This is a genomic window from Nonomuraea sp. NPDC050404 (assembly GCF_040655495.1).
Lineage (GTDB): Bacteria > Actinomycetota > Actinomycetes > Streptosporangiales > Streptosporangiaceae > Nonomuraea.
The window spans coordinates 171,693-190,813 of the sequence record NZ_JBFAKB010000008.1 but is presented as its reverse complement, the minus strand read 5'-3'; the positions used below and the strand labels follow the sequence as shown (position 1 = coordinate 190,813).

Below are 19,121 nucleotides of genomic sequence, written 5' to 3'. Positions count from 1 at the left end.
AGGAGCACCCAAGATGCGGATCGGACTGGCCCTCGGTTACCACGGGGAGCCGATGACGGAGATCCTGCCGCTGGTCGAGCACGCGGAACGGGTCGGCGTGGACTCGGTGTGGAGCGTGGAGGAGTACGGCGCCGACGGCGTCAGCGTGCTGGCCTACCTGGCCGCGCGGACCGAGCGGATCAGGCTCGGCACCGGCATCCTGCAACTGGCCGGCCGCACCCCGGCGAACACGGCGATGACCGCGCTGACGCTGGACATCCTGTCGGAGGGCAGGCTGCTGCTCGGGCTGGGCGTGTCGGTGCCGTGGATCGTGGAGGGCTGGCACGGCGTCCCGTACGGCAGGCCGCTGGCCCGTACCCGCGAGTACGTGGAGATCCTGCGCAAGGCGATCCGCTGCGACGAGCGGGTCACGCACGACGGCGAGTACTACCAGCTCCCCTACCGGGGCCCGTCCAAAGCACGGCCGGTCAAGGCGCTGCTCGATCCGGTACGCAGCACGATCCCGACCTACCTGGCCGGCATCGGCCCCGGCATGGTCCGGCTGGCCGGCGAGATCGCCGACGGCTGGCTGCCCGGCTTCTACTCCCCCGAACGGGAGAAGATCATCACAGCGCCGCTGGACGAAGGGCTCAAGCGGGCCGGCCGTGAGCCCGGCGAGGTGGACATCGCCGTGATCACGCACGCCGTACGCACCCGCGACCTCGACAGGGCGCGCGACGAACTGCGCCCGTTGTACGCCGCCTACCTCGGCCCGAACCTGCCCGGCGTCCGCAACACCTACTTCGACCTGGCCTGCGAGATCGGCTTCGAGGCCGAGGCCGAGACCATCCGCGCCCACCACCGCGAGGGCCGCCGCGCCGAGGCCATCGCCGCCGTCCCGGACGCGCTCCTGGACGAGGTCGCCCTGCTCGGCCCGCTCCCCCGGATCATCGACCGGCTGGCGGCGTGGAAGGAGTCCCGGGCCGGCACCCTCGCACTCATCACTCGCGACCGGACGCTGCTGGAGGCAGTGGCCGCCTAATGCGACTTGCTGGCAAATGCGAGGTATGTGCAGAATGATGACGTTTCTTCTATATGTAACTCTCTCACCTCCGGAGACGCACCTCATGACCCGACCCACCCCAACCCTGCCGACCGCGCTCCGCAGGGCGGTAACCGGATCATGAGGAAGCTGCTCGTCCTGGCGGCCGCCCTGACGCTGACCGCCTGCTCCCAGGCCCCCGCCGCCCAGCAGACCGAGCCCGCGGCGGCTCCGCAGGCGGGCTTCCCCGTCACGGTGGAGAACTGCGGGCGCAAGCTCACCTTCGACAAGCCGCCCGCCAAGGTGGTGACCGGCTACCACCCCTCCTTGGAAACCCTGTTCGCGCTCGGCCTGGGCGACCGGATCGCCGGGCGGACGAACTTCTCCGAGAGCCCGTTCCTGCCGGGGCAGAAGGAGCAGTACGACAAGATCCCGGAGATCTCCGACACGATCATGCTGCCGCAGAAGGAGATCATGCTCTCCCAGGGCGCGGACTTCGTCCTGGACAACGCGATGGCCAGCTTCGACTCCGCCGGCGGCTACGCCACCATGGAGGAGCTGGACGGCGCGGGCTCGCCGGTGTACATCCTGGGCGGCTGGTGCAGCCCCGAGGAGGTGCTGCAGTTCACCATCGACGACACCTTCACCGACCTGCGCAACCTCGGCAAGATCTTCGGCGTCTCCGACCGCGCCGAGAAGCTGGTCGGCGAGCTCCAGGGGCAGCTCGCCGACGTGAAGAAGCGGGTCGAGGGCAAGCCCAAGGTCAAGGTGCTGGCCACCGACGGCGGCAAGGGCCCGGTCAACGCCTACGGCGGCTCCGGGATCACCGACCAGATGATCACCCTGGCCGGCGGCGAGAACGTGCTCAAGGACGTCAAGGGCGACTACACCGAGGTCAGCGCCGAGAAGGTGAGCGCCGCCCAGCCCGACGCCGTGCTGATCAGCGACTACGCCACCCTGCGCGGCGAGGACATGCCGAGCTCGCCGGCCAAGGCCGAAGAGGCGTTCGCCATCGCCAAGAACAGCCCGGCCGCCAAGGACAAGCGCTACCTCGCGCTCCCCGTGGCCGCCCAGCATCCCGGTTACCGCAACATCCTGGCCATCACCGACATCGCGCGCTTCCTGCACCCGGACGCCTTCAGCCAGTGACCAGCACAACTCAGCGGAGCCCGGCGCGGACCCGGGTCGCGCCCAAGAGCCGCCGCGCGGGCCGGTTCTCCCTGCTCATCGCCGTGCTCGTGGTCGCCGTCGTCGTCTCGACCTGGCTGGCGGTGAGCATCGGCGCGGTGCACGTCGCGCTGCCCCAGGCGTGGGGCATCGTCGCCGACCGCCTGATCCCCGGAGTGGTGCCGCGCACCTGGACGCCGGTGCAGGAGCAGATCGTGTGGGAGTTCCGGCTGCCCCGCGGGCTGCTGGCGCTCCTGGTCGGGGCCGGGCTGGCGGTGGTCGGGGCGGTGCTGCAGGCGCTCGTGCGCAACCCGCTCGCCGACCCGTTCCTGCTCGGCGTCTCCTCAGGCGCCTCGTTCGGCGCGGTGCTCGTGCTCATCCTGGGCGCCTCCGCGCTGGGCGGGCTGTCGCTGTCGGCCGCCGCCTTCGCCGGATCGCTGCTGGCCCTGGGGCTGGTGTATCTGCTGGCCCAGCGGTCGGGGCGGATCACGCCGTCGCGGCTGGTGCTGGCCGGGGTGGCGCTGGCCTACCTGTTCCAGGCCGCCTACAGCTTCGTGCTGCAACTGGCCCAGAGCGGGCGGGCCGCCCAGCAGGTGCTGTTCTGGCTGATGGGCAGCCTCGGCGGGGCGCGCTGGCACATGTTGCCGCTGCCCGCCGTCGTCCTGGCGGCCGGGGTGACGTACCTGCTGCTGCAGTCCCGCCCGCTGAACGCGATCGCCGCCGGGGAGGAGACGGCCGTCTCGCTCGGCGTGAACGTCAACCGCTTCCGGCTGACCCTGTTCGTGCTGACCTCGCTGCTGGTCGGCGTGCTGGTGGCCACCAGCGGCGCGATCGCGTTCGTCGGCCTGATCGTGCCGCACGCCGCCCGGCTGCTCGTCGGCGCCGACCACCGCCGGGTGCTGCCGGTGACGGCCCTGCTCGGGGCGGTGTTCCTGCAGCTCGTGGACATCGCCGCGCGTACCGTCAACGCGCCGCAGGAGCTGGCGCTCAGCATCGTCACCGCGCTGTTCGGGGTGCCGTTCTTCCTGTGGCTGCTGCGCCGCCGCTCGGTGGACCGGGCGGTGAGCGTCGGATGAGGCTCGACCTGGCCGGAGTGGCCGTCGCCATCGACGGGCACACGATCGTGCACGAGGCCGACCTGCTGGTGGACGACGGCGAGTTCGTCGGGCTGGTCGGGCCGAACGGCTGCGGCAAGTCCACCCTGCTGCGCACCGTCTACCGGGCGTTGCGGCCCGCCGCCGGGCTCATCGCCGTGGACGGCGACGACGTGCACCGGCTGCCCGCCCGGGAGGCGGCCAGGCGCACGGCCGTCGTCGCCCAGGAGACGCCCGCCGACCTGGACTTCACGGTGGCCGAGATCGTGCTCATGGGGCGGACGCCGTACAAGCCGGACGCCGTCGCGGACGAGAAGTTGTGCGGGCTGGCGCTGGACCGTGTCGGCCTGGCCGGCGCCGCCGACCGGATCTTCGCCACCCTGTCGGGCGGGGAGAAGCAGCGCGTGCTGCTCGCCCGCGCCCTGGCCCAGCAGACCCGCCTGCTGCTGCTCGACGAGCCCACCTCCCACCTCGACATCCGCCACCAGCTCGAACTGCTGCATCTGGTGCGCGAACAGGGCATCGCCACGCTGGCCGTCCTGCACGACCTCAACCAGGCCGCCGCCTTCTGCGACCGCCTGTACGTCATGAACGCCGGCCGCATCGTGGCCGGCGGGCCGCCGGAACAGGTCCTCACCCCCGACCTGATCTCCGAGGTGTACGGCGTCCGCGCCGTGCACCGCCCCCAGCTCGTCTTCGAACGACTCCAGGAGGAGCGGTGATCCCCCGGTTACTCGCCCTGTCGCCGTCCATCGGATGGCGCCTGGCAGGGCTCGTCCTGCTGCTGCTGTCCATCACGGCCACCTACGTCGGCCAGGGCGTGCTCATCGCCCAGGCCCTGGCCCGCATCTTCGCCGGGCGGGGCGCGGGCTCGATCGTGTGGCTCGTCGTCGCGGTCGTCGCCCTGCAACTGGCGCGCAGTGCCGCGCTGACCGTCCGCGAGTCCGTCGCGCTGCGGACGTCGGGCGCGGTCAAGGCCGAGCTGCGCCGCCGGGTGACCGCCAAGCTGCTGCGGCTGGGGCCCGGTCACGCCCAGCGGGCACGGACCGGGGCGGTGCAGACCACGCTGGTGGACAGCATCGAGACCATCGACGCCTACGTCGGCAGGTTCCTGCCGCAGATGGTCGCCGCCGTGCTGGGCGCGGTCGCGGTGACCGCGTACCTGTTCACGCTGGATCCGCTGGTCGGCGGCGTCGTGCTGGCCTGCGCGCTGCTCATGCCGGTGCTGCCGCTGGTGTCGGACCGCGTGTTGCGCGACCGCAACGCCGCCTGGTTCCGCGGCTACAAGGGCCTGTACGCCGAGAACCTGGACGCGTTGCAGGGCATGGCCACGCTCAAGGCGTTCAACGCCAGCGGCCGGCGCGGCGCCGAGCTGGGCCGGCTGGCCGAGCGGTTCTGCCGCGACTCGATCCGGCTCATGGCCGTCGTCGTCGGGTATGTCGGCGGGGTCGCGTTCGTCATCGGCCTGGGGACCGCGGTGGCACTCGGCGCCGGCGCGCTGCGGCTGGCCGCCGGCGAGCTGACCGTCACCGAGCTGCTGATCATCCTGCTGCTCACCGCCGAGAGCTTCCGGCCGCTGAGGGAGCTGGAGGCGGCCTACCACTCCAGCTACAACGCCGTCCCCTCGCTCAGAGCCGTCTTCGAGATCCTCGACACCCCCGAACCCGCGCAGGGCGCCGCCGCTCTGGGCCTGACCGGGCCGCCCTCGCTGGCCTTCGAGGACGTCCTGTTCCGCTACCCCGGCCGGGAGCAGCCCGCTCTCGATCGTTTCAGTCTCGACATCGCGCCGGGTGAACGCATCGCCCTCGTCGGCCGCTCGGGGGCCGGCAAGACGACCGTCGCCTCCCTGTTGCTGCGCTTCTTCGACCCGGACGGCGGGCGGGTCACCGTCAACGGCGTGGACGTGCGCGACCTGCCCCTCGACCGGCTGCGCGGCCTGGTCGCCGTCGTGTCGCAGGACACCTACCTCTTCCACGGCACCGTACGGCGCAACCTCGCCCTGGGCCGGCCCGACGCGACCGGCGAGCAGATCGAGGCCGCCGCGCGGGCCGCGCAGGCGCACGACTTCATCGCCGCGCTGCCCGACGGCTACGACACCGTGCTCGGTGAGCGCGGCCTCAAGTTGTCCGGCGGGGAACGCCAGCGCATCGCCATCGCCCGCGCGCTGCTCAAGGACGCCCCCATCCTCGTCCTGGACGAGGCCACCTCCAGCGTGGACGCCGCCAACGAGGCCGCCATCCAGCACGCCCTGGACACCCTCTCCGGCGGCAGGACCACGCTGATGATCGCCCATCGGCTGTCCACCGTGCAGAGCGCCGACCGCGTCATCGTCATGGCCGACGGCGGCATCGCCGAGGCCGGGTCCCCTGGCGAGCTCCTGAACGGCCAGGGCGCCTACGCCCGCCTCGTCGCCGCCCAGAACGGAGCCGCCCAATGACCGCCCGGAGCCTCAGCCCCATAACCCTCCGGAGCCTTGGAGCCGTCCGATGACCGCCGCCACCAGCAGCTCTGTCGCGCTCCCCCGGACCGGCGGTTCGCGGTTCCGGCCGATTCTGGCGCTGCTCGGCCCGCACCGCCCCCTGCTGGTGATCGCGGTCGCCAGCGGCATCGCCCACCACCTGGTCGTCCTGGCCTCCGCCGGGGTCGGCGCCTGGGTCGTCAGCCGGGCCATCACCGGAGCTGCCCCGGGCGACCTGCGCGGCGGCCTGATCGTGCTCGGCCTGCTGCTGCCCTTCCTGGCCATCACCCCGTGGCTGGAGTCCTACCTCGCCCACGTGGCTGCCTTCCGCGTGCTGGCCGACGTGCGCGGGCGCGTCTACGCCGCCTTCGAACGCCTCGCCCCCGGGTATCTCCTCCAGCGCCGCTCCGGCGACCTGGGCTCGGCCGCCATCTCCGACGTCGAGCAACTGGAGTTGTGGTTCGCCCACACGCTCAGCCCCCTGATCAGCGCCGTCACCGTACCCGTCGCCGCGCTGAGCGCCCTGGCCGTCTTCCATCCGGCCCTCGCCCTCGCGCTCGCCCCCGCGCTGATCCTGCTCGCCCTCCTGCCCGCCTGGCTACGCGGACGCGCCGCCGCGCAGGGCGCCGCGCTCCGCGCCGAACTCGGCGAGCTCAACGCCGAAGCCGTCGACACCCTCCAGGGAATGCGCGAACTGCTCACCTCCGGCGCCGGGACCCGCCAGCTCGACCGCCTCGGCGAGCAGGACCGGCGGCTCCTGGACGCCAAACTCGCCCACGGCCGCCGCGCCGGACTCGAACACGCCGTCACCAACGCCGCCACGACCCTCGGCCTGCTCGCGGTTCTCGTCACGGCCGCCCTGCTGACCTCGGCGGGAGACCTGGCGCCCACCCTGTTCCCGGTCGCGGTCGTCCTGGCCGCCACCACGTTCGCCCCGGTGATCGCCGTCACCGACGTGGCCCGCGACCTCAACATCGTCGTCGCCGCCGGCGACCGCATCATGACCATCCTGGGCACCCCCGCCCCGGTCACCGACCGGGTGACGGCCCCGCCGCCCGGCCCTGTCGAACCGCGGGTGCGTTTCGACGCCGTCCGCTTCCGCTACGGCCCCGAACTGCCCGAGGCGCTCGCGGGCGTCACGTTCGACATCGCGCCGGGCGAGACCGTGGCCCTCGTCGGTCATTCCGGCGCGGGCAAGTCGACCTGCGCCAGCCTGCTCATGCGCATGTGGGACGTCACCGCGGGCACGATCACGATCGGCGGCCACGACGTGCGCGACTTCCCTCAGGAGGACCTGCGCCGCCTGGTCACGCTCGTCCCGCAGGACGTCTACCTGTTCAACATCCCGCTGCGCGACAACATCCGCCTGGGCCGTCCCGAAGCGACGGACGAGGAGGTGGAGGCCGCCGCGCGGGCGGCGCACGCGCACGAGTTCATCACCGGTCTGCCCGACGGGTACGCCACCCTGCCCGGCGAACTCGGCGCCCGGTTGTCAGGCGGGCAGCGCCAGCGCATCGCCATCGCCCGCGCGCTGCTCAAGGACGCGCCCATCCTCGTGATGGACGAGGCCGTCTCCAATCTCGACGCCGAGAGTGAGCAGGAGGTGGCCGCCGCCATGACCGCGGCCCGCCATGACCGCACCACCCTGGTCATCGCCCATCGGCTGTCGACCATCCGTACCGCCGACCGGGTGGTGGTGCTCGACGGCGGCGGTGTCGCCGAGAGCGGCGCCCACGCGGAACTGCTCGCCCGCGAGGGCGCCTACTCACGGTTGCTGGCCACCCAGCTCAGCGGCAGCCGACCTTGGTGACGGTGCGGCGGCCGTTGTAGTCGGTGCCGGGACCGGTGTGGTCGCCGTGCATGGCACGCATGCTCACGCACAGGTTCTTGCCGTAGACCTTGACCGGGCCGGCGTAGTACTTGAACCTGCCCTGGTCCTGGTCGTAATTGTTCTTCACGTTGTCCTCGGCGTAGCGCGCGTTGTACATCTCGAGGTACAGCGGGGTCTTCTCCCCGTAGCGGGCCTGGCCCGGGCGCTTGACGAGGGCGGCGCAGTTCCAGCCGCTGGAGGCGTTGTAGTAGAGCTTGATGTCGCTGCGGTAGTACGTCTTGCCGTTGAGCTGGTCCTTGAGCGGCACCGCCCAGCTTCCGACGAGGGAGCCGCTGCAGCCGTACGCGGCCGCGTTCGCCGCCGACGGGGCCGAGACCGCCACCGCCGAGACCGCCGCCGCCGCTGTGATCACCGTGAGGATTCGCTTAATCATGTCTTTCCGGGCGTAGGGGACTAAACCCGACATATCCTGCCCTTGATCTCCCGGAGACACGGGCGCGAGCGCCGGATCGCAACCTTCCCGTTACCTTCTTTTCACGGACCGGAAAGCGGCGGCGCCTTGCGCACGGCCGGGCCGGCGGTGGCGGCGAGCGCGGTCAGCAGCATCACCCCGGTCAGCACGAACACCGAGCCGACCGGCCCCACGGCGATGAGCAGGAAGCCGGTGCCGAGGGAGGCCAGGGGCAGGACGCCGGAGGACAGGGTCATGGCCGCGCTGGTGACGCGTCCCAGCAGTTCGTTCGGGACCAGGACGGTCGCGTAGGTGATGATCACCACGTTCCACAGCGGTCCGACGAACGCGCAGGCGGCGCCGATGAGGCCGATCAGCAGCGGGTCGGACACGAACGCGAAGAGGGGCAGCAACGCGGCCCAGATCCAGTTGACCCCGATGATGACGGTCTTGGGGGTGAAGTGACGATGGAGCCCGCTCGCCGCGAGCGCCCCGAGCAGGCCGCCGGCGCTGTAGACGCCGAACATCACGCCGATGGTGGTGGAGGTGGCGCCATGGTGCTGGGCCAGGACGACCAGGATCAGCATCAGGGCCTGGAAGACCATGTTGCTGATGGCGATCAGCACCATGGCGGCGCGGATGAGCGGGTGACGCCAGACCCAGCGCAGGCCCGCCGTCATCTCGCGCCACAGCGGTTGCCGTCGCGGCCGGTCCCGGTTCTGCAGGTCACCGCGGACGAACAGCAGCCCGGCGGCGGCCATGGCATGACCGAGCACGTCGGCCAGGAACGGCAGGGCGCGATCGATGCCGAAGAGCACGCCGCCCAGCGGAGGTCCGGCCAGGGCCGCGCCGCGGCCCCTGGCCTCGTTGTGCGCCACCGCCGTCGGGAGCAGCCCGGCCGGGACGATCCTGGGGAGTGCGGCGCGCTCGGCCAGCCCGGAGAAGACCGAGCAGAGCGCCTGTACGAAGGCGACCACCGCGAGGTGGGCGACCGAAAGCAGGTCCAGCCACAGGGCGACCGGGACGGTGCAGAGCGCCAGGGCGGCGGTGACTTCGCTGGTGAGCAGGACCCTGCGGCGGTTCCATCGGTCTACCAGCGATCCGGCGGGCAGGCAGGCGATGAGGAAGGGCAGTGTCGCCGCGCCCGCGACGATCCCGGCGTCGGAGGGGGAACCGGTGGTCGCCAGCACGAGCAGCGGCATCGCCGTCCCGCTGATCCTGGCTCCCAGGGTGGACAGGACCTGGCCGCACCACAGGGCGGTGAAGTCGCGGTTGCGCCATAAGGAGGGGCGGTCGGCGGCGTCGGCGTCCTGCGTGGACGGGGCCGTCACGATGCGTCCTCGCGTCCGGCGGTGGGGGACGCATCCTCGCGCCCAGGGGTGGGGGACGCGTCTTCGAGGCCGGGGGTGGGGAAAGCGTGGAAGACCACGGAGATGTGCCGGCTGCCTGAGGACTCCTGGCCGGGGTCGCGGTGCCAGCGGTTGAGGAAGGCGATGTACTCCTCCCCGAACCGGGCCAGTTCCTCGGGGTTGAGCGTGGTGCCGCCGAAGGAGTGCATGGCCGCGGCGGCGAACTCGCCGAACGTCTGCCGGCCGGACAGGTAGGCGGCCAGGTCGCGGTCCGCGCGTTCCATCCACTGCCGGCCGATCTCCTCGGCGGCGAGGGCGACCTCGGGATCGGCCGGGCGGCGCGGCAACCGTACGTCCTGCGGGACAGCCCGCCAGTACTTGCGCCGTCCTGACGAGCGGCCCGTGTCCTCCTCGATGAATCCGTAGCGGGCCAGTTGCCGCAGGTGGTAGCTGATCCCGCCGCGGTCCTCGTCGTACTCGACGGCCAGGTCGGCGGAGGTGGCCGGGCCGTGGCGCTGTAGCCGGGCCAGCAACCGCTGACGCAGCGGGTGGGCGAGGGCCTTGAGGGCGTCGATGTCGGAGAGCGTGCGGGGGCGCAGGTCGGGCATGAATGAGAAGATATCAATGCAAAGAAGTCTTCTCAATGGAGGTGGCCCCCGGTCAAAGGGGCCACCCGGTGTCACTTCGTGCTGCGTGCGGGGACGATGCAGAGCCTCTTCACGTCGTCCTCCCACTGAGGCACGTCCGCCTCGCTGGCCGACAGGGAGCCGGTCAGGTGGCCGAGTTCGTGCAGGAGCGTCAGGACCCGCGACTCCTCGTCGGTGACGGTCGAGGTGGTGGACGGGAGCAAGAAGCCCGCGTAGAAGGTGATGGTGCCGTTGGAGCCATCCCCCTGGCGGACCGCCTCGGCGGCGACAACCTTGCCGAACTTGGTCTTGCTCCTGTTCGTGGCGTCCTTGAGGCGGTTGTTGGTGTCCAGGGTGCTGAGGATGACGGACGCCTTGAACCTGGACTTTCCGGTGACCTTGTTCTCGCAGTCGGTGCTGCTCGTGAGCATCCGCTTCGCCTCGTCGATGGCTTCACGGATCAGAGGCCCGGCGTCCTGGGCGGCCTCCCCTTCGGTGACCGGCGCTTCGGTGGCCGGCTCCTCGGCGGCCTCCTCTTCGGTGGCTTCCTCCTGACTGGTCTCCTCTTCGGTGACGGCCGCCTCGGTGCCGGCCGCTTCCGTTCCGGCCGCTTCCGGGCCGGTCACGGTCTCTTCGGGGTCCTCCACCAGGCGTACCCCATCCACGAAGCCGGCGGCCTCCTCTTCGGATTGTGCGCTCTCCGCCTGAGGCTCCGCCGGCACAGCCGCGAAGGTGCTCGGCTCGGTGGTGGGCTCGTCCGCGCAGAGCTCCGTCTCAGCGTCGCAGGGCTCCGGGGCCGCGATGGCGTTGCCGGCCAGCAGGCTTCCGCCGCCGGTCAGCACGGCGAGAATGCCGGCGACCGCCACCACACGGGTGCGCCGCTGCCGCAACGCCTGACCCCAGCGATTCGATCGGGATGTCGTGTTCACAGGTCATCTCCAGTTGGTTCGGGTAATGGGTTGCATCAGCCGAAGCTGACCCGGCGGACCTTGCCCAGGCTGTCGACGATCGGCCGGCCGCACTTGTTGAGGTAGCGGGCGACCACCTTGTAGGTGACGTCCCTGTCCAGGAAGTCCGCGCGCTTCCTGTTGCGGCCCGCCAGGCTGCCGTCGCGGGCGACCCTGGCCCGTACGGTGACGATCTCGCCCCTCGCCTCGGGCAGGAAGGTGAAGCTGACGAGGTTGCCGGGCCGGAGCCGCTTTCCGACCGGCACCAGCACCGTCCGGTCGCTCAGCTCAAGCGTCTTGCGGAGCTGGCCGGCGCCGATGAAGTTCATCGAACCGAACCTGATCCGGCCGGACCTCGTCCCGTACAGGCGGACGAAGGCGCGCTCGTTGCAGCGCTGGCGCTCCAGTCCGGGCCGCACCTGGCGCTGCCAGCTGTCGTAGGACCAGCGGCCCTTGTCGCGGCCCCTCGGCCACCTCTTCTCGACCTCGATGCCGGCGCCCTTCAGCGCCCTGTACCAGTTCGGGAGGTCACGCTGCCCTCTCGACCGCCTGTCATCGTCGTCCCGCAGGAAGCTCGAGCCTCTCGCGAACGAGCCGGACGGGCGGTCGTCCTGGACGGTGGCGCCGGCCGTACCGGTGCCGAGCCCGCCCGCGACCATCGCACCGGCGACGGCCAGCCCGACCGCCGTCCTGCGCAGCTTTGAAGGTGCACTCACGGTTGTTCTCCTTTCGCTTTGACGCGTGCTTCCTGGGTACGGGGCGCCGCGATGACCATCCAGGGGCTGACGTTGTCCGCCGGCTCAACCCGTTGACCAGCGGGTGTCGGCGTGCGGGATGCACAACGCCGGTCATCGTCGGCGGGCGATGACGTTGCGTGACCGGTCCACTAGATGAAGGCGGCTTATCTGGTGGCAGAGGTGCAGGCCGATCACACTTCAAGCCGTGTCCTCGCCTAGCTGCGAGGCACGCATATTCCTCGGCATCGAACTAAGGAGCGAGAAGCCGTGAACCGGCTCGCGATATTTCTGGCCGCGCTCGCTGCGCTGGCCATCGTCGTGATGATCCCCTTCGCCGGGGCGGCGTCCGTGTCGTCGTCGCCACCACCGTCGAAGCCCGTCGCGCAGCAGCAACAGCACCGCGTCGGCGACGCACACCAGGACGAGTGCCTGACGGCCGCCGTGGGCGGGGTGGCGTACAGCGGCCCAGGCGAGGCCGTGCGCGAAGGCATTTCGGGAGTGCGCGAAGGCGTTCCCGGCGGGGTCGTGCGCGAAGGTGTTCCGGGCGGGGTGCATCCGTGCGACGCCTCCCCCGGGGCGTGGAACCAGTGGGCGCTGGAGTCGAGCGGCGCGCTCTACGGCTGCGTCATCTACGACGAGCAGAGCGCCGGTCCAAGGCCCGGCGGGTGGGGGCCGCCCACCGCTCAAGGAGGATCCACCGGGTGAAACGCGCCCTCCCACGCTGCCGGCGGGCTGCAGGCCACGGCGCTGCAGCCCGCCGGGGGGCTCTGGGCACGTCCGCGCCGGCCTCGCTGATCAGCACCCGGACCGGTCGGCCCGGACCGATCAGGCCGGACGGGTCAGGCCGAACCGATCAGGGCGGGCCGATCAGGGCGGGCCGATCAGGGCGGGCCGATCAGGGCGGGCCGGTCAGGACGGTTCTGCCGGGGTGGGCAGGGGGACGCCGAGGCGGTCGGCTGCCTCGGTGAGCTCTTTCCACAACTTTCCCGGGATCGGGATGCCGTTCGCGGTCCGTACGACGGCGGTCCGCGCGCTGTGCTGGCCGGGGTAGCGGACGGCCGTGTCCTGGTCGGCGCGGGGCAGGTCCTTGAGCGTGTCCAGGGTGCGGGCGACCGCGCCGGGGAAGGCGTCACCGTCGCCGAACGCGGCCGGGTCGAGGGCGATGACCAGGGCGTTCTGCCGATGTACGCGGCCTTCGGGGTCGCCGCCGTGGAAGGCGGACAGGATGGGCGCCTGCACCAGGACGCCGGTGAGCAGCTCGAACAGCAGCGACATCCCGGCCCCCTTCGCCCCGCCGAGCGGCAGCGGCATCCTGGCCAGGGCCGGGTCGGTGGTGGGCACGCCGTCGGCGGTGGCGGCGGCACCCTCGGGCAGCGGCTGCCCGCTGTTGCGGTACTGCGCGATCCTGCCGAGGGCGATCGTGGCGGTCGCCATGTCGAGCAGCACCGGCGCACGCCCGGGGGCGGGGACGGCGATGGACAGCGGGCTCGTGGCCACGGCGGCGCCCTTGACGCCCGGGTAGCCCATGTTCGGCATCCCCGCCACGATGGCGACGCCGACCAGTCCCGCTTCGGCGATCTTCGAGGTGTAGTGGCCGATGGCGCCGGTGTGCACGGTTCCGCGTACGGAAACCGCCCCGATGCCGTTCGTACGGGCCCGCGTCACCGCCTCGGCGGCGGCCATCGTCAGGGCCACGGGTCCGGGCGCCCGGTCGGCGTCGAGCACGGCGACCCCGGGCAGCGTGGAGGATAGGCGCAGGTCGGGCTTGGCGTTGGCCTCGCCCTTTTCGAGCAGTTCGAGGTAGCGGGGCACGCGGGACATCCCGTGGGAGTCCACGCCGCGCAGGCTCGCCCAGATGAGCACGTCCGCGATGGTGGCGGCGTGGTCGGGGCCGACGCCCGAGCGGGTGAGCAGGCCGGTGACGAGGGTCGTCAGGCCCACGGCGGGGATCACGACTTTCGTCGCAGGTGGCATGGGCGGTGCTCCAGACAGAGTCAGCGAGAGACAAAGTGGTCAACAGGAGACAAGCTGGTCAGCGGGAGACGGTGACGTCGACTACCGCGGTGGTGCCGTCGCGTACGGACTTCAGGGCCCGTGACAGGGCCGCGGGCAGGTCGCCTGCATGCTCGACGGTCTCGGCGTGCATGCCGAACGGCTCGGCGAAGCGGGCCGCCTCGGGCTGGCCGCTGAGGTCCGTACCGAGGAACTCGCCGGTCTGCACGGCGGCGCCGTCGGGATAGAAGCGCAGGTGGTTGAGCTTCATCGAGCGGTACTGGCGGTTGTTGAAGATGACGATCAGCAGCGGCAGGCCGTATCTGCGCGCCGCCTCCAGCGAGGGGATGACCGGGTTGTAGAGGAACGCGCCGTCCCCGATCGTCAGCACGACGGGCCGTCGCGGGGCGGCCAGCTTCACCCCCAGCGCCACGGCGATGCCCTGTCCGAGACCGCCCTGCACGTAGAAGTAGGAGTCGGGGGACGTGCGCGGCATGTGGCGGGCGACGATCCTGCTGTGGGTGATGGTCTCGTCGACCACGATGGCGTCGTCGTCGAGCAGGTCACGAAGGGTGGCGGCGACCAGGATCGGGTCGATGCCGGCCGCGTTCTCCTTCGTATGGACGGCGCGTTGCTCCGCGGCGGCGATCGCGGCCGTCTCGGCCGCGTGCCGGGCGAGTTGTGCCTCGCGCCGGCGCGACAGCACCGGTTCGGGCGGGGGTGTCATGCGGGCCAGCCGGGTCAGTTCCAGCAGTGTCGCGGTGAGGCCGCCCTCCAGGTAGAGGTCGGCGTGCAGCACCTGGTACGCCAGGTGCGGCCGCTGCGGCACCTCGTCGATCACCACCACCTTGGCCCGGCCCGGCCTCCTGCTCGGCGGATAGAACGGCGCCCGGCAGTTGACCAGGACGATCAGGTCGGCCGTGTCCATGAACGGCTCGATGTCACCTCCGGCATGCAACTCGTGCGTACGGGGAAAGTTCGCGCACACGGCCGAGTTCGGCTCGACGACCGGGATGCGCAGCGCCTCGGCCAGCCCGGTGAGCGCCCGCATGCCCCCGGCCTCGCGCCCGGCCGTCTCGGTGACGATCACCGGGTTCTCGGCCCCGGCGAGCAGCGCAAAGGCCGCCGCGACGCTCTCCGGCGAGCTGACCGTGGTCCCCCTGGCGGCGATCGGGGCCGGATCGTGTTCCTGCCACGGCTCCAGCAGGACTTCGAGCGGAACGTTGAGGTAGACGGGCCCGGCGGGGGCCCGCTCGGCCAGTTCGGCGGAGCGGGTCACCATGGTGAGCAGGGTCGAGACGTCGGCGGCCTGGCCGGCCCACTTGACGAACGGCCTGGCCAGGGTGTGCGGGCCGCCGACGACCGACAGGTTGCGGTACCACTGGCTGCCCGGGTCGGGGCCGGGGCCGTCGCCGTACGTGGTGGACTCGGAGGAGGCGATCACCATCGGCACGCCGGCCAGCAGCGCGCCGTGGATGGCGCACGCGCCCTGGAGCAGCCCGGGTCCGGCGTGCAGCAGTACGCCCTGCGGACGGCGGGTGACCAGGCCGTAGCCGGTGGCCATGCCAACCGCCACGGTTTCATGCGTCAAATCCAGATATTTCGGGCAGGGCAGGCCGTCGCGGTGGCGCCTGGCCAGCGACTCCCACACCGGCGCCCATTCGGAGCCGGGCGAGGAGAAGAGGTAGTCGGAGCCGATCGCGTTGAAGGCCGAGATGACGGCATCGCCGCCATCCGTGCGGGGCTCGGGGGTGACGTCGTCACGGCCGCCGGCGGAGGAGGAGTTCATGGGCAGCGCTCGCCTCAGCTCTCCATCGGCCAGCCGAGGCACTCGCTGATGCCCCTCCCCATGATCCACTCCAGCTCGTCGGCGGTGAAGTCGAAGTGCTTGGTGAACTGCTCGATCGTCTCGACGTAGGACAGCCCGTGCCCGAGCAGCCGGGTGATGTCGGTGCCCCAGAAGCAGCGCTCCGGGCCCATCTTGTCGACCATCTCGCGCACGTACTTCTCGATGTTGAGGTTGGGGAAGGGCTGCGTGGAGTAGCCCGGCAGGGCGGAGACCTTGACGTAGATGTTCGGGTGCCGGGACAACTCGGCCGTCTCGGAGACCCAGTAGCCGATCGAGTCGTCCACGCAGCGCGCCATGATGCCCATGTGGTCGATGATGATCTTCAGCCCCGGGTGCCGCTCGGCGATCGCGCCCAGCTCGGCCTTCCAGATCGGCGCGTGCACCATGGTCGGGATGCCGAGCTCCTCGGCGACGGGCCAGTACCAGTCGTTGGTGCCGTCGATCATCCAGTTGCGGTCCTGGGGCCGGTGGAAGGTCAGCCGGGTGCCCTTGACGTACGGGTTCCGGGCGAAGTCGCGCAACATCGCGGTGCCCTCGACCGGGTCGTTCTGCGGGATGCGGGCCATCACGCCGAACCGCTCGGGGTGCGCCTCGCACGCCTCCAGCGAGTAGTCGATGCGGTCGCCCTCCCACGACGGCGGCACGATCAGCGCCCGGTTCACGCCGGCCTCGTCCATCAGCGACAGGAGCTCCTGGTGACTGAACGGGTCCTCGCGGTGCCCGTTGAGCCTGATCCGCTCCCGCGCGCCCGGAACCCAGGGACGGTCGGGGGTCTCTGCCTTCCAGATGTGCACCTGGGAGTCGACGACGAACATGGTGTGTTTCCTTCTGCTCGAAGTGGCCATCGGTCGTGGATCAGGGGGTGGTCGCGCCGTCGATGACGTCCACCACGTGCTCGGCGATGGCCAGGCACGACGTGGCCGCCGGGGACGGCGCGTTGCGGACGGCGGTGACGGGTCCGAGCCGGTGGATGCGGAAGTCGTCCACCAGCGCGCCGTCGCGGTCGAGGGCCTGGGCGCGGACGCCGGCCCCGGCCCGTACGACGTCGCGCGGGCCGATCTCGGGCACGTACCGCCGCGCGGCCCTCATGTAGGCGCGCTTGGACACCGAGCCGCGCAGCTCCGCGATCCCCGTGCGCCAGTGCCGCCGCGCCATCCGCCAGGAGCCGGGCCAGGCGGCGATGCCGCGCAGGTCCGCCAGCCGTACGTCCGAGCGCCGGTACCCCTCGCGGGCGAAGGCGAGCACGGCGTTGGGGCCGACCTCCACCGCGCCGCAGACGCGGCGGGTGAAGTGCACGCCGAGGAACGGGTAGCGGGGGTCGGGCACGGGATAGATCAGCCCGCGCACCAGGGACGCCTTCTCCGCCGAGACCCGCAGGTACTCTCCTCTGAACGGCACGATCCTGGGCGCGGCGGCATCCCCCGCCAGGCCGGAGACGACGTCGCCGTGCAACCCGGCGCAGACGATGAGCCGGTCGACCGTCACGTCACGCTCCCCGGAGACGACCCGCAGCCGTCCGCCGTCCCGGATGACGCCGGTGACCGGGTACGACAGCCGCAGCTCCCCGCCGGCCGCCTCGATGTCGGCGGCGAAGGACTCGGCGATGTGCGGGTAGTCGGTGATGGCCGTGCGCGGCGAGTGCAGGGCGGCCAGCCCGGCGGCGTGCGGCTCGATCTCGCGCAGCTCGGCCGCGCCGACGCGGCGCAGCCCCGGCACGGCGTTCTTGCCGGCCCTGGCGTGCAGGGCGTCGAGCCTGGTGACGTCCTCGCCGGTGACGGCGACGACGAGCTTGCCGCACTCGTCGTACGGCAGCGCCCGCTCCGCGCAGTACTCACGCAGCAGACCCGCGCCGCGCCCGCACAACCGGGCCTTCAGGCTGCCCGGCGGATAGTAGATGCCCGCGTGCACGACGCCGGAGTTGTGCCCGGTCTGGTGCGCGGCCACGCGGTCCTCCTTCTCCAGCACCACGACGCGGGACCCGGGCCGCCTGCGGGTGATCTCGCGGCCGATCGCGAGCCCGAGGATGCCGGCCCCGACGATGCCGGTGACCGCCTCACGCATAGTGGATCGCGACGGTCTTGACGCGGGTGTAGAAGCGCAGCGCCTGCGCCCCCTGCTCCTTGAAGGCCGAGCCGGAGTCGCGGAAACCCCCGAAGGGATGGTGTACGTCCCAGCCGGAGGTGGTGGTGTTGACCGCGATCTGGCCGCACTCGGCGGCGTCGATGAAGTGGTGCGCGGCGGCCAGGCTCGTGGTGAAGACGGCCGCCGCCAGTCCGAAGCCGGAGTCGTTCACCGCGGCGACGGCCTCCGCCGGCCCGTCCACGGGCCGCAGGACGATCACGGGGCCGAACACCTCCCGCCGCCAGATGTCCATGTCCGGCGTGACGTCCGCCAGGATCGTGGGATTGACGTAGCACCCGTGCGCGAGACCCTCCGGCACGTCGCCACCGGCCAGGACCGTGGCGCCCTGCTCGACGGCGCGGGCGACATCGGCCAGCACGCTGTCGCGCCGGGCCGGGCTGACCAGCGGCCCGACCGTGGTGCCCGGGTCCTTGCCCGGCCCGACGCGCAGCCCGGCCGTCCTCTCGCACAACATCCCGGCGAACCGGTGGTGGACCTCGCGATCGACGATGACCCGGCTGGTGGCGGTGCAGCGCTGCCCGGCCTGGCCGAACCCGGCGGCGATGACCGCGTCCGCCGCCTTGTCCAGGTCGGCGTCCGCGAGCACGACGGTGGCGTTCTTGCCGCCCATCTCCGTCTGGTAGCGGACGTTCCGGGCGGCGAGGGTGCGGCGCAGCCGCTCGCCGACCTCGTTCCCGCCGGTGAAGGTGACGGCCGCGACGCGCGGGTCGGTGAGCAGGGCCTCGGAGATCTCGGACGTACGTCCCGTGACCACGTTGAGCACCCCGGCGGGCAGGCCCGCGTCGTCCAGGGCCCTGGCCAGGTGCAGCGCGGACATGGGGGTCTCGCCGGCCGGCTTGAGCACGGCCGCGTTCCCGGCGGCGAGGGCGGGGGCGAGCTTGCGGGCCGGGGTCAGCAGCGGGTCGTTCCACGGGGTGATGGCCAGCACGACGCCGATCGGCTCGTGGCGGAAGCTGGTCTCGGTGCCGGGCCGTGCGTCGTGCAGCAGCGTCCCGTACCCCTCCCGGGCGACGGCGGCGTAGTAGTCGAAGAAGTCGGCGGCCTTGCCGACCTCGCCGCGCGCCTCCGCCCCGGTCTTGCCCATCTCCGTGACCAGCGCGTCGGCGATCTGCGCGGCACGCGAGCGCAGCAGGGCGGCCGCCCCGGTCAGCACCTTGGCGCGCTCGAACGGCGAGGTCGCGCGCCAGGTGGTGAAGCCGGCCTCCGCGTCGTCGTAGGCGCTCCTGACCTCCTCGGCGGTCAGGGCGGGGACCCGGGCGACGGGCGCGCGGGTGTCGGTGGGGTCGAACACGTCCACCCATGCGCCGGAACTCACCCACCGCCCGCCCGCCAGGATCTCCATGGACTGCACGGACATGACTTCTCCTCGTCACTGCTGAAGGGGGTTGCGCGGGAGGCCGCTCTTGATGGCCAACGATAAGAACGCGGCGGGAGCGCGACCACGCGCTCGGCGGTAT

General features: G+C 71.8%; 17 protein-coding genes. 7 read left to right on the top strand and 10 right to left on the bottom strand.

The window, feature by feature from the left end:
* The first annotated feature begins 13 nt into the window (after positions 1-13).
* The 6 genes from AB0I81_RS24020 (at position 14) to cydC (ending at position 7,550) form a co-directional block, all read left to right on the top strand.
* Complete coding sequence (locus tag AB0I81_RS24020) at positions 14-1,021, top strand: LLM class F420-dependent oxidoreductase (protein WP_360660129.1); 1,008 nt, start codon at positions 14-16, stop codon at positions 1,019-1,021.
* Positions 1,022-1,162: 141 nt separating this feature from the next.
* On the top strand, positions 1,163-2,170 hold the full coding sequence (locus AB0I81_RS24015) for an ABC transporter substrate-binding protein (protein ID WP_360660126.1): 1,008 nt from the start codon (positions 1,163-1,165) through the stop codon (positions 2,168-2,170).
* Complete coding sequence (locus tag AB0I81_RS24010) at positions 2,167-3,264, top strand: iron ABC transporter permease (RefSeq protein WP_360660124.1); 1,098 nt, start codon at positions 2,167-2,169, stop codon at positions 3,262-3,264. The genes AB0I81_RS24015 and AB0I81_RS24010 overlap by 4 nt, the downstream gene beginning before the upstream one ends.
* Positions 3,261-4,004: an ABC transporter ATP-binding protein gene (locus AB0I81_RS24005; protein WP_360660122.1), complete on the top strand. Its 744-nt coding sequence runs from the start codon at positions 3,261-3,263 to the stop codon at positions 4,002-4,004. Before AB0I81_RS24010 ends, AB0I81_RS24005 begins: the two co-directional genes overlap by 4 nt.
* The gene (locus AB0I81_RS24000; protein ID WP_360660120.1) at positions 4,001-5,719 is read left to right on the top strand and encodes an ABC transporter ATP-binding protein; all 1,719 of its coding nucleotides are present in this window, start codon (positions 4,001-4,003) and stop codon (positions 5,717-5,719) included. The genes AB0I81_RS24005 and AB0I81_RS24000 overlap by 4 nt, the downstream gene beginning before the upstream one ends.
* Positions 5,720-5,768: 49 nt before the next feature.
* Positions 5,769-7,550: a thiol reductant ABC exporter subunit CydC gene (gene cydC / locus AB0I81_RS23995; RefSeq protein WP_360660118.1), complete on the top strand. Its 1,782-nt coding sequence runs from the start codon at positions 5,769-5,771 to the stop codon at positions 7,548-7,550.
* Here the strand turns inward: cydC and AB0I81_RS23990 are convergent.
* The 5 genes from AB0I81_RS23990 to AB0I81_RS23970 all read right to left on the bottom strand — a co-directional run bounded on the left by AB0I81_RS23990 (position 7,528) and on the right by AB0I81_RS23970 (position 11,660).
* A complete protein-coding gene (locus tag AB0I81_RS23990; RefSeq protein WP_360660116.1) occupies positions 7,528-8,004 on the bottom strand; it encodes a hypothetical protein in 477 nt (158 codons plus the stop codon). The two genes, cydC and AB0I81_RS23990, sit on opposite strands and share 23 nt — an antisense overlap.
* Positions 8,005-8,105: 101 nt before the next feature.
* Positions 8,106-9,353 carry an MFS transporter gene (locus AB0I81_RS23985; RefSeq protein WP_360660114.1) on the bottom strand — a complete coding sequence of 416 codons (1,248 nt, stop codon included), beginning with the start codon at positions 9,351-9,353 and terminating at the stop codon, positions 8,106-8,108.
* Complete coding sequence (locus AB0I81_RS23980; protein ID WP_360660111.1) at positions 9,350-9,979, bottom strand: helix-turn-helix domain-containing protein; 630 nt, start codon at positions 9,977-9,979, stop codon at positions 9,350-9,352. Before AB0I81_RS23980 ends, AB0I81_RS23985 begins: the two co-directional genes overlap by 4 nt.
* Before the next feature lie 71 nt (positions 9,980-10,050).
* Positions 10,051-10,926: a hypothetical protein gene (locus AB0I81_RS23975; RefSeq protein ID WP_360660109.1), complete on the bottom strand. Its 876-nt coding sequence runs from the start codon at positions 10,924-10,926 to the stop codon at positions 10,051-10,053.
* 35 nt (positions 10,927-10,961) lie between these two features.
* Positions 10,962-11,660, bottom strand: coding sequence for a hypothetical protein (locus AB0I81_RS23970; RefSeq protein WP_360660107.1), 699 nt, complete (start codon positions 11,658-11,660; stop codon positions 10,962-10,964).
* A gap of 288 nt (positions 11,661-11,948) precedes the next feature.
* Here AB0I81_RS23970 and AB0I81_RS23965 point away from each other — a divergent pair, with 288 nt between their 5' ends.
* Positions 11,949-12,386, top strand: coding sequence for a hypothetical protein (locus AB0I81_RS23965; protein WP_360660105.1), 438 nt, complete (start codon positions 11,949-11,951; stop codon positions 12,384-12,386).
* A gap of 204 nt (positions 12,387-12,590) precedes the next feature.
* On the opposite strand, the gene AB0I81_RS23960 is transcribed toward AB0I81_RS23965, so the two are convergent.
* The 5 genes from AB0I81_RS23960 to AB0I81_RS23940 are packed head-to-tail and all read right to left on the bottom strand — an operon-like array spanning position 12,591 to position 19,021.
* Positions 12,591-13,655, bottom strand: coding sequence for an Ldh family oxidoreductase (locus AB0I81_RS23960; protein WP_360660103.1), 1,065 nt, complete (start codon positions 13,653-13,655; stop codon positions 12,591-12,593).
* A gap of 58 nt (positions 13,656-13,713) precedes the next feature.
* Positions 13,714-15,462: a thiamine pyrophosphate-dependent enzyme gene (locus tag AB0I81_RS23955; RefSeq protein ID WP_360660101.1), complete on the bottom strand. Its 1,749-nt coding sequence runs from the start codon at positions 15,460-15,462 to the stop codon at positions 13,714-13,716.
* A gap of 14 nt (positions 15,463-15,476) precedes the next feature.
* Positions 15,477-16,337, bottom strand: a complete 861-nt coding sequence (locus AB0I81_RS23950; protein ID WP_360660099.1) for an amidohydrolase family protein — start codon at positions 16,335-16,337, stop codon at positions 15,477-15,479.
* A 40-nt stretch (positions 16,338-16,377) separates the two neighbouring features.
* On the bottom strand, positions 16,378-17,583 hold the full coding sequence (gene lhgO / locus AB0I81_RS23945) for an L-2-hydroxyglutarate oxidase (RefSeq protein ID WP_360660097.1): 1,206 nt from the start codon (positions 17,581-17,583) through the stop codon (positions 16,378-16,380).
* Entirely contained in the window at positions 17,576-19,021 is a 1,446-nt protein-coding gene (locus tag AB0I81_RS23940; RefSeq protein ID WP_360660095.1) for an aldehyde dehydrogenase family protein, read from the bottom strand. The genes lhgO and AB0I81_RS23940 overlap by 8 nt, the downstream gene beginning before the upstream one ends.
* Positions 19,022-19,121 lie beyond the last annotated feature (100 nt).

What these genes read in the sequence shown, in the direction of transcription:
- AB0I81_RS23955 (WP_360660101.1), bottom strand. Translation starts at nt 15,462, where the DNA reads ATGAACTCCTCCTCCGCCGGCGGCCGTGACGACGTCACCCCCGAGCCC.
- AB0I81_RS24015 (WP_360660126.1), top strand. Translation starts at nt 1,163, where the DNA reads ATGAGGAAGCTGCTCGTCCTGGCGGCCGCCCTGACGCTGACCGCCTGC.
- AB0I81_RS24020 (WP_360660129.1), top strand. Translation starts at nt 14, where the DNA reads ATGCGGATCGGACTGGCCCTCGGTTACCACGGGGAGCCGATGACGGAG.
- AB0I81_RS23940 (WP_360660095.1), bottom strand. Translation starts at nt 19,021, where the DNA reads ATGTCCGTGCAGTCCATGGAGATCCTGGCGGGCGGGCGGTGGGTGAGT.
- cydC (WP_360660118.1), top strand. Translation starts at nt 5,769, where the DNA reads ATGACCGCCGCCACCAGCAGCTCTGTCGCGCTCCCCCGGACCGGCGGT.
- lhgO (WP_360660097.1), bottom strand. Translation starts at nt 17,583, where the DNA reads ATGCGTGAGGCGGTCACCGGCATCGTCGGGGCCGGCATCCTCGGGCTC.
- AB0I81_RS23980 (WP_360660111.1), bottom strand. Translation starts at nt 9,979, where the DNA reads ATGCCCGACCTGCGCCCCCGCACGCTCTCCGACATCGACGCCCTCAAG.
- AB0I81_RS23990 (WP_360660116.1), bottom strand. Translation starts at nt 8,004, where the DNA reads ATGATTAAGCGAATCCTCACGGTGATCACAGCGGCGGCGGCGGTCTCG.
- AB0I81_RS23950 (WP_360660099.1), bottom strand. Translation starts at nt 16,337, where the DNA reads ATGTTCGTCGTCGACTCCCAGGTGCACATCTGGAAGGCAGAGACCCCC.
- AB0I81_RS23960 (WP_360660103.1), bottom strand. Translation starts at nt 13,655, where the DNA reads ATGCCACCTGCGACGAAAGTCGTGATCCCCGCCGTGGGCCTGACGACC.
- AB0I81_RS24005 (WP_360660122.1), top strand. Translation starts at nt 3,261, where the DNA reads ATGAGGCTCGACCTGGCCGGAGTGGCCGTCGCCATCGACGGGCACACG.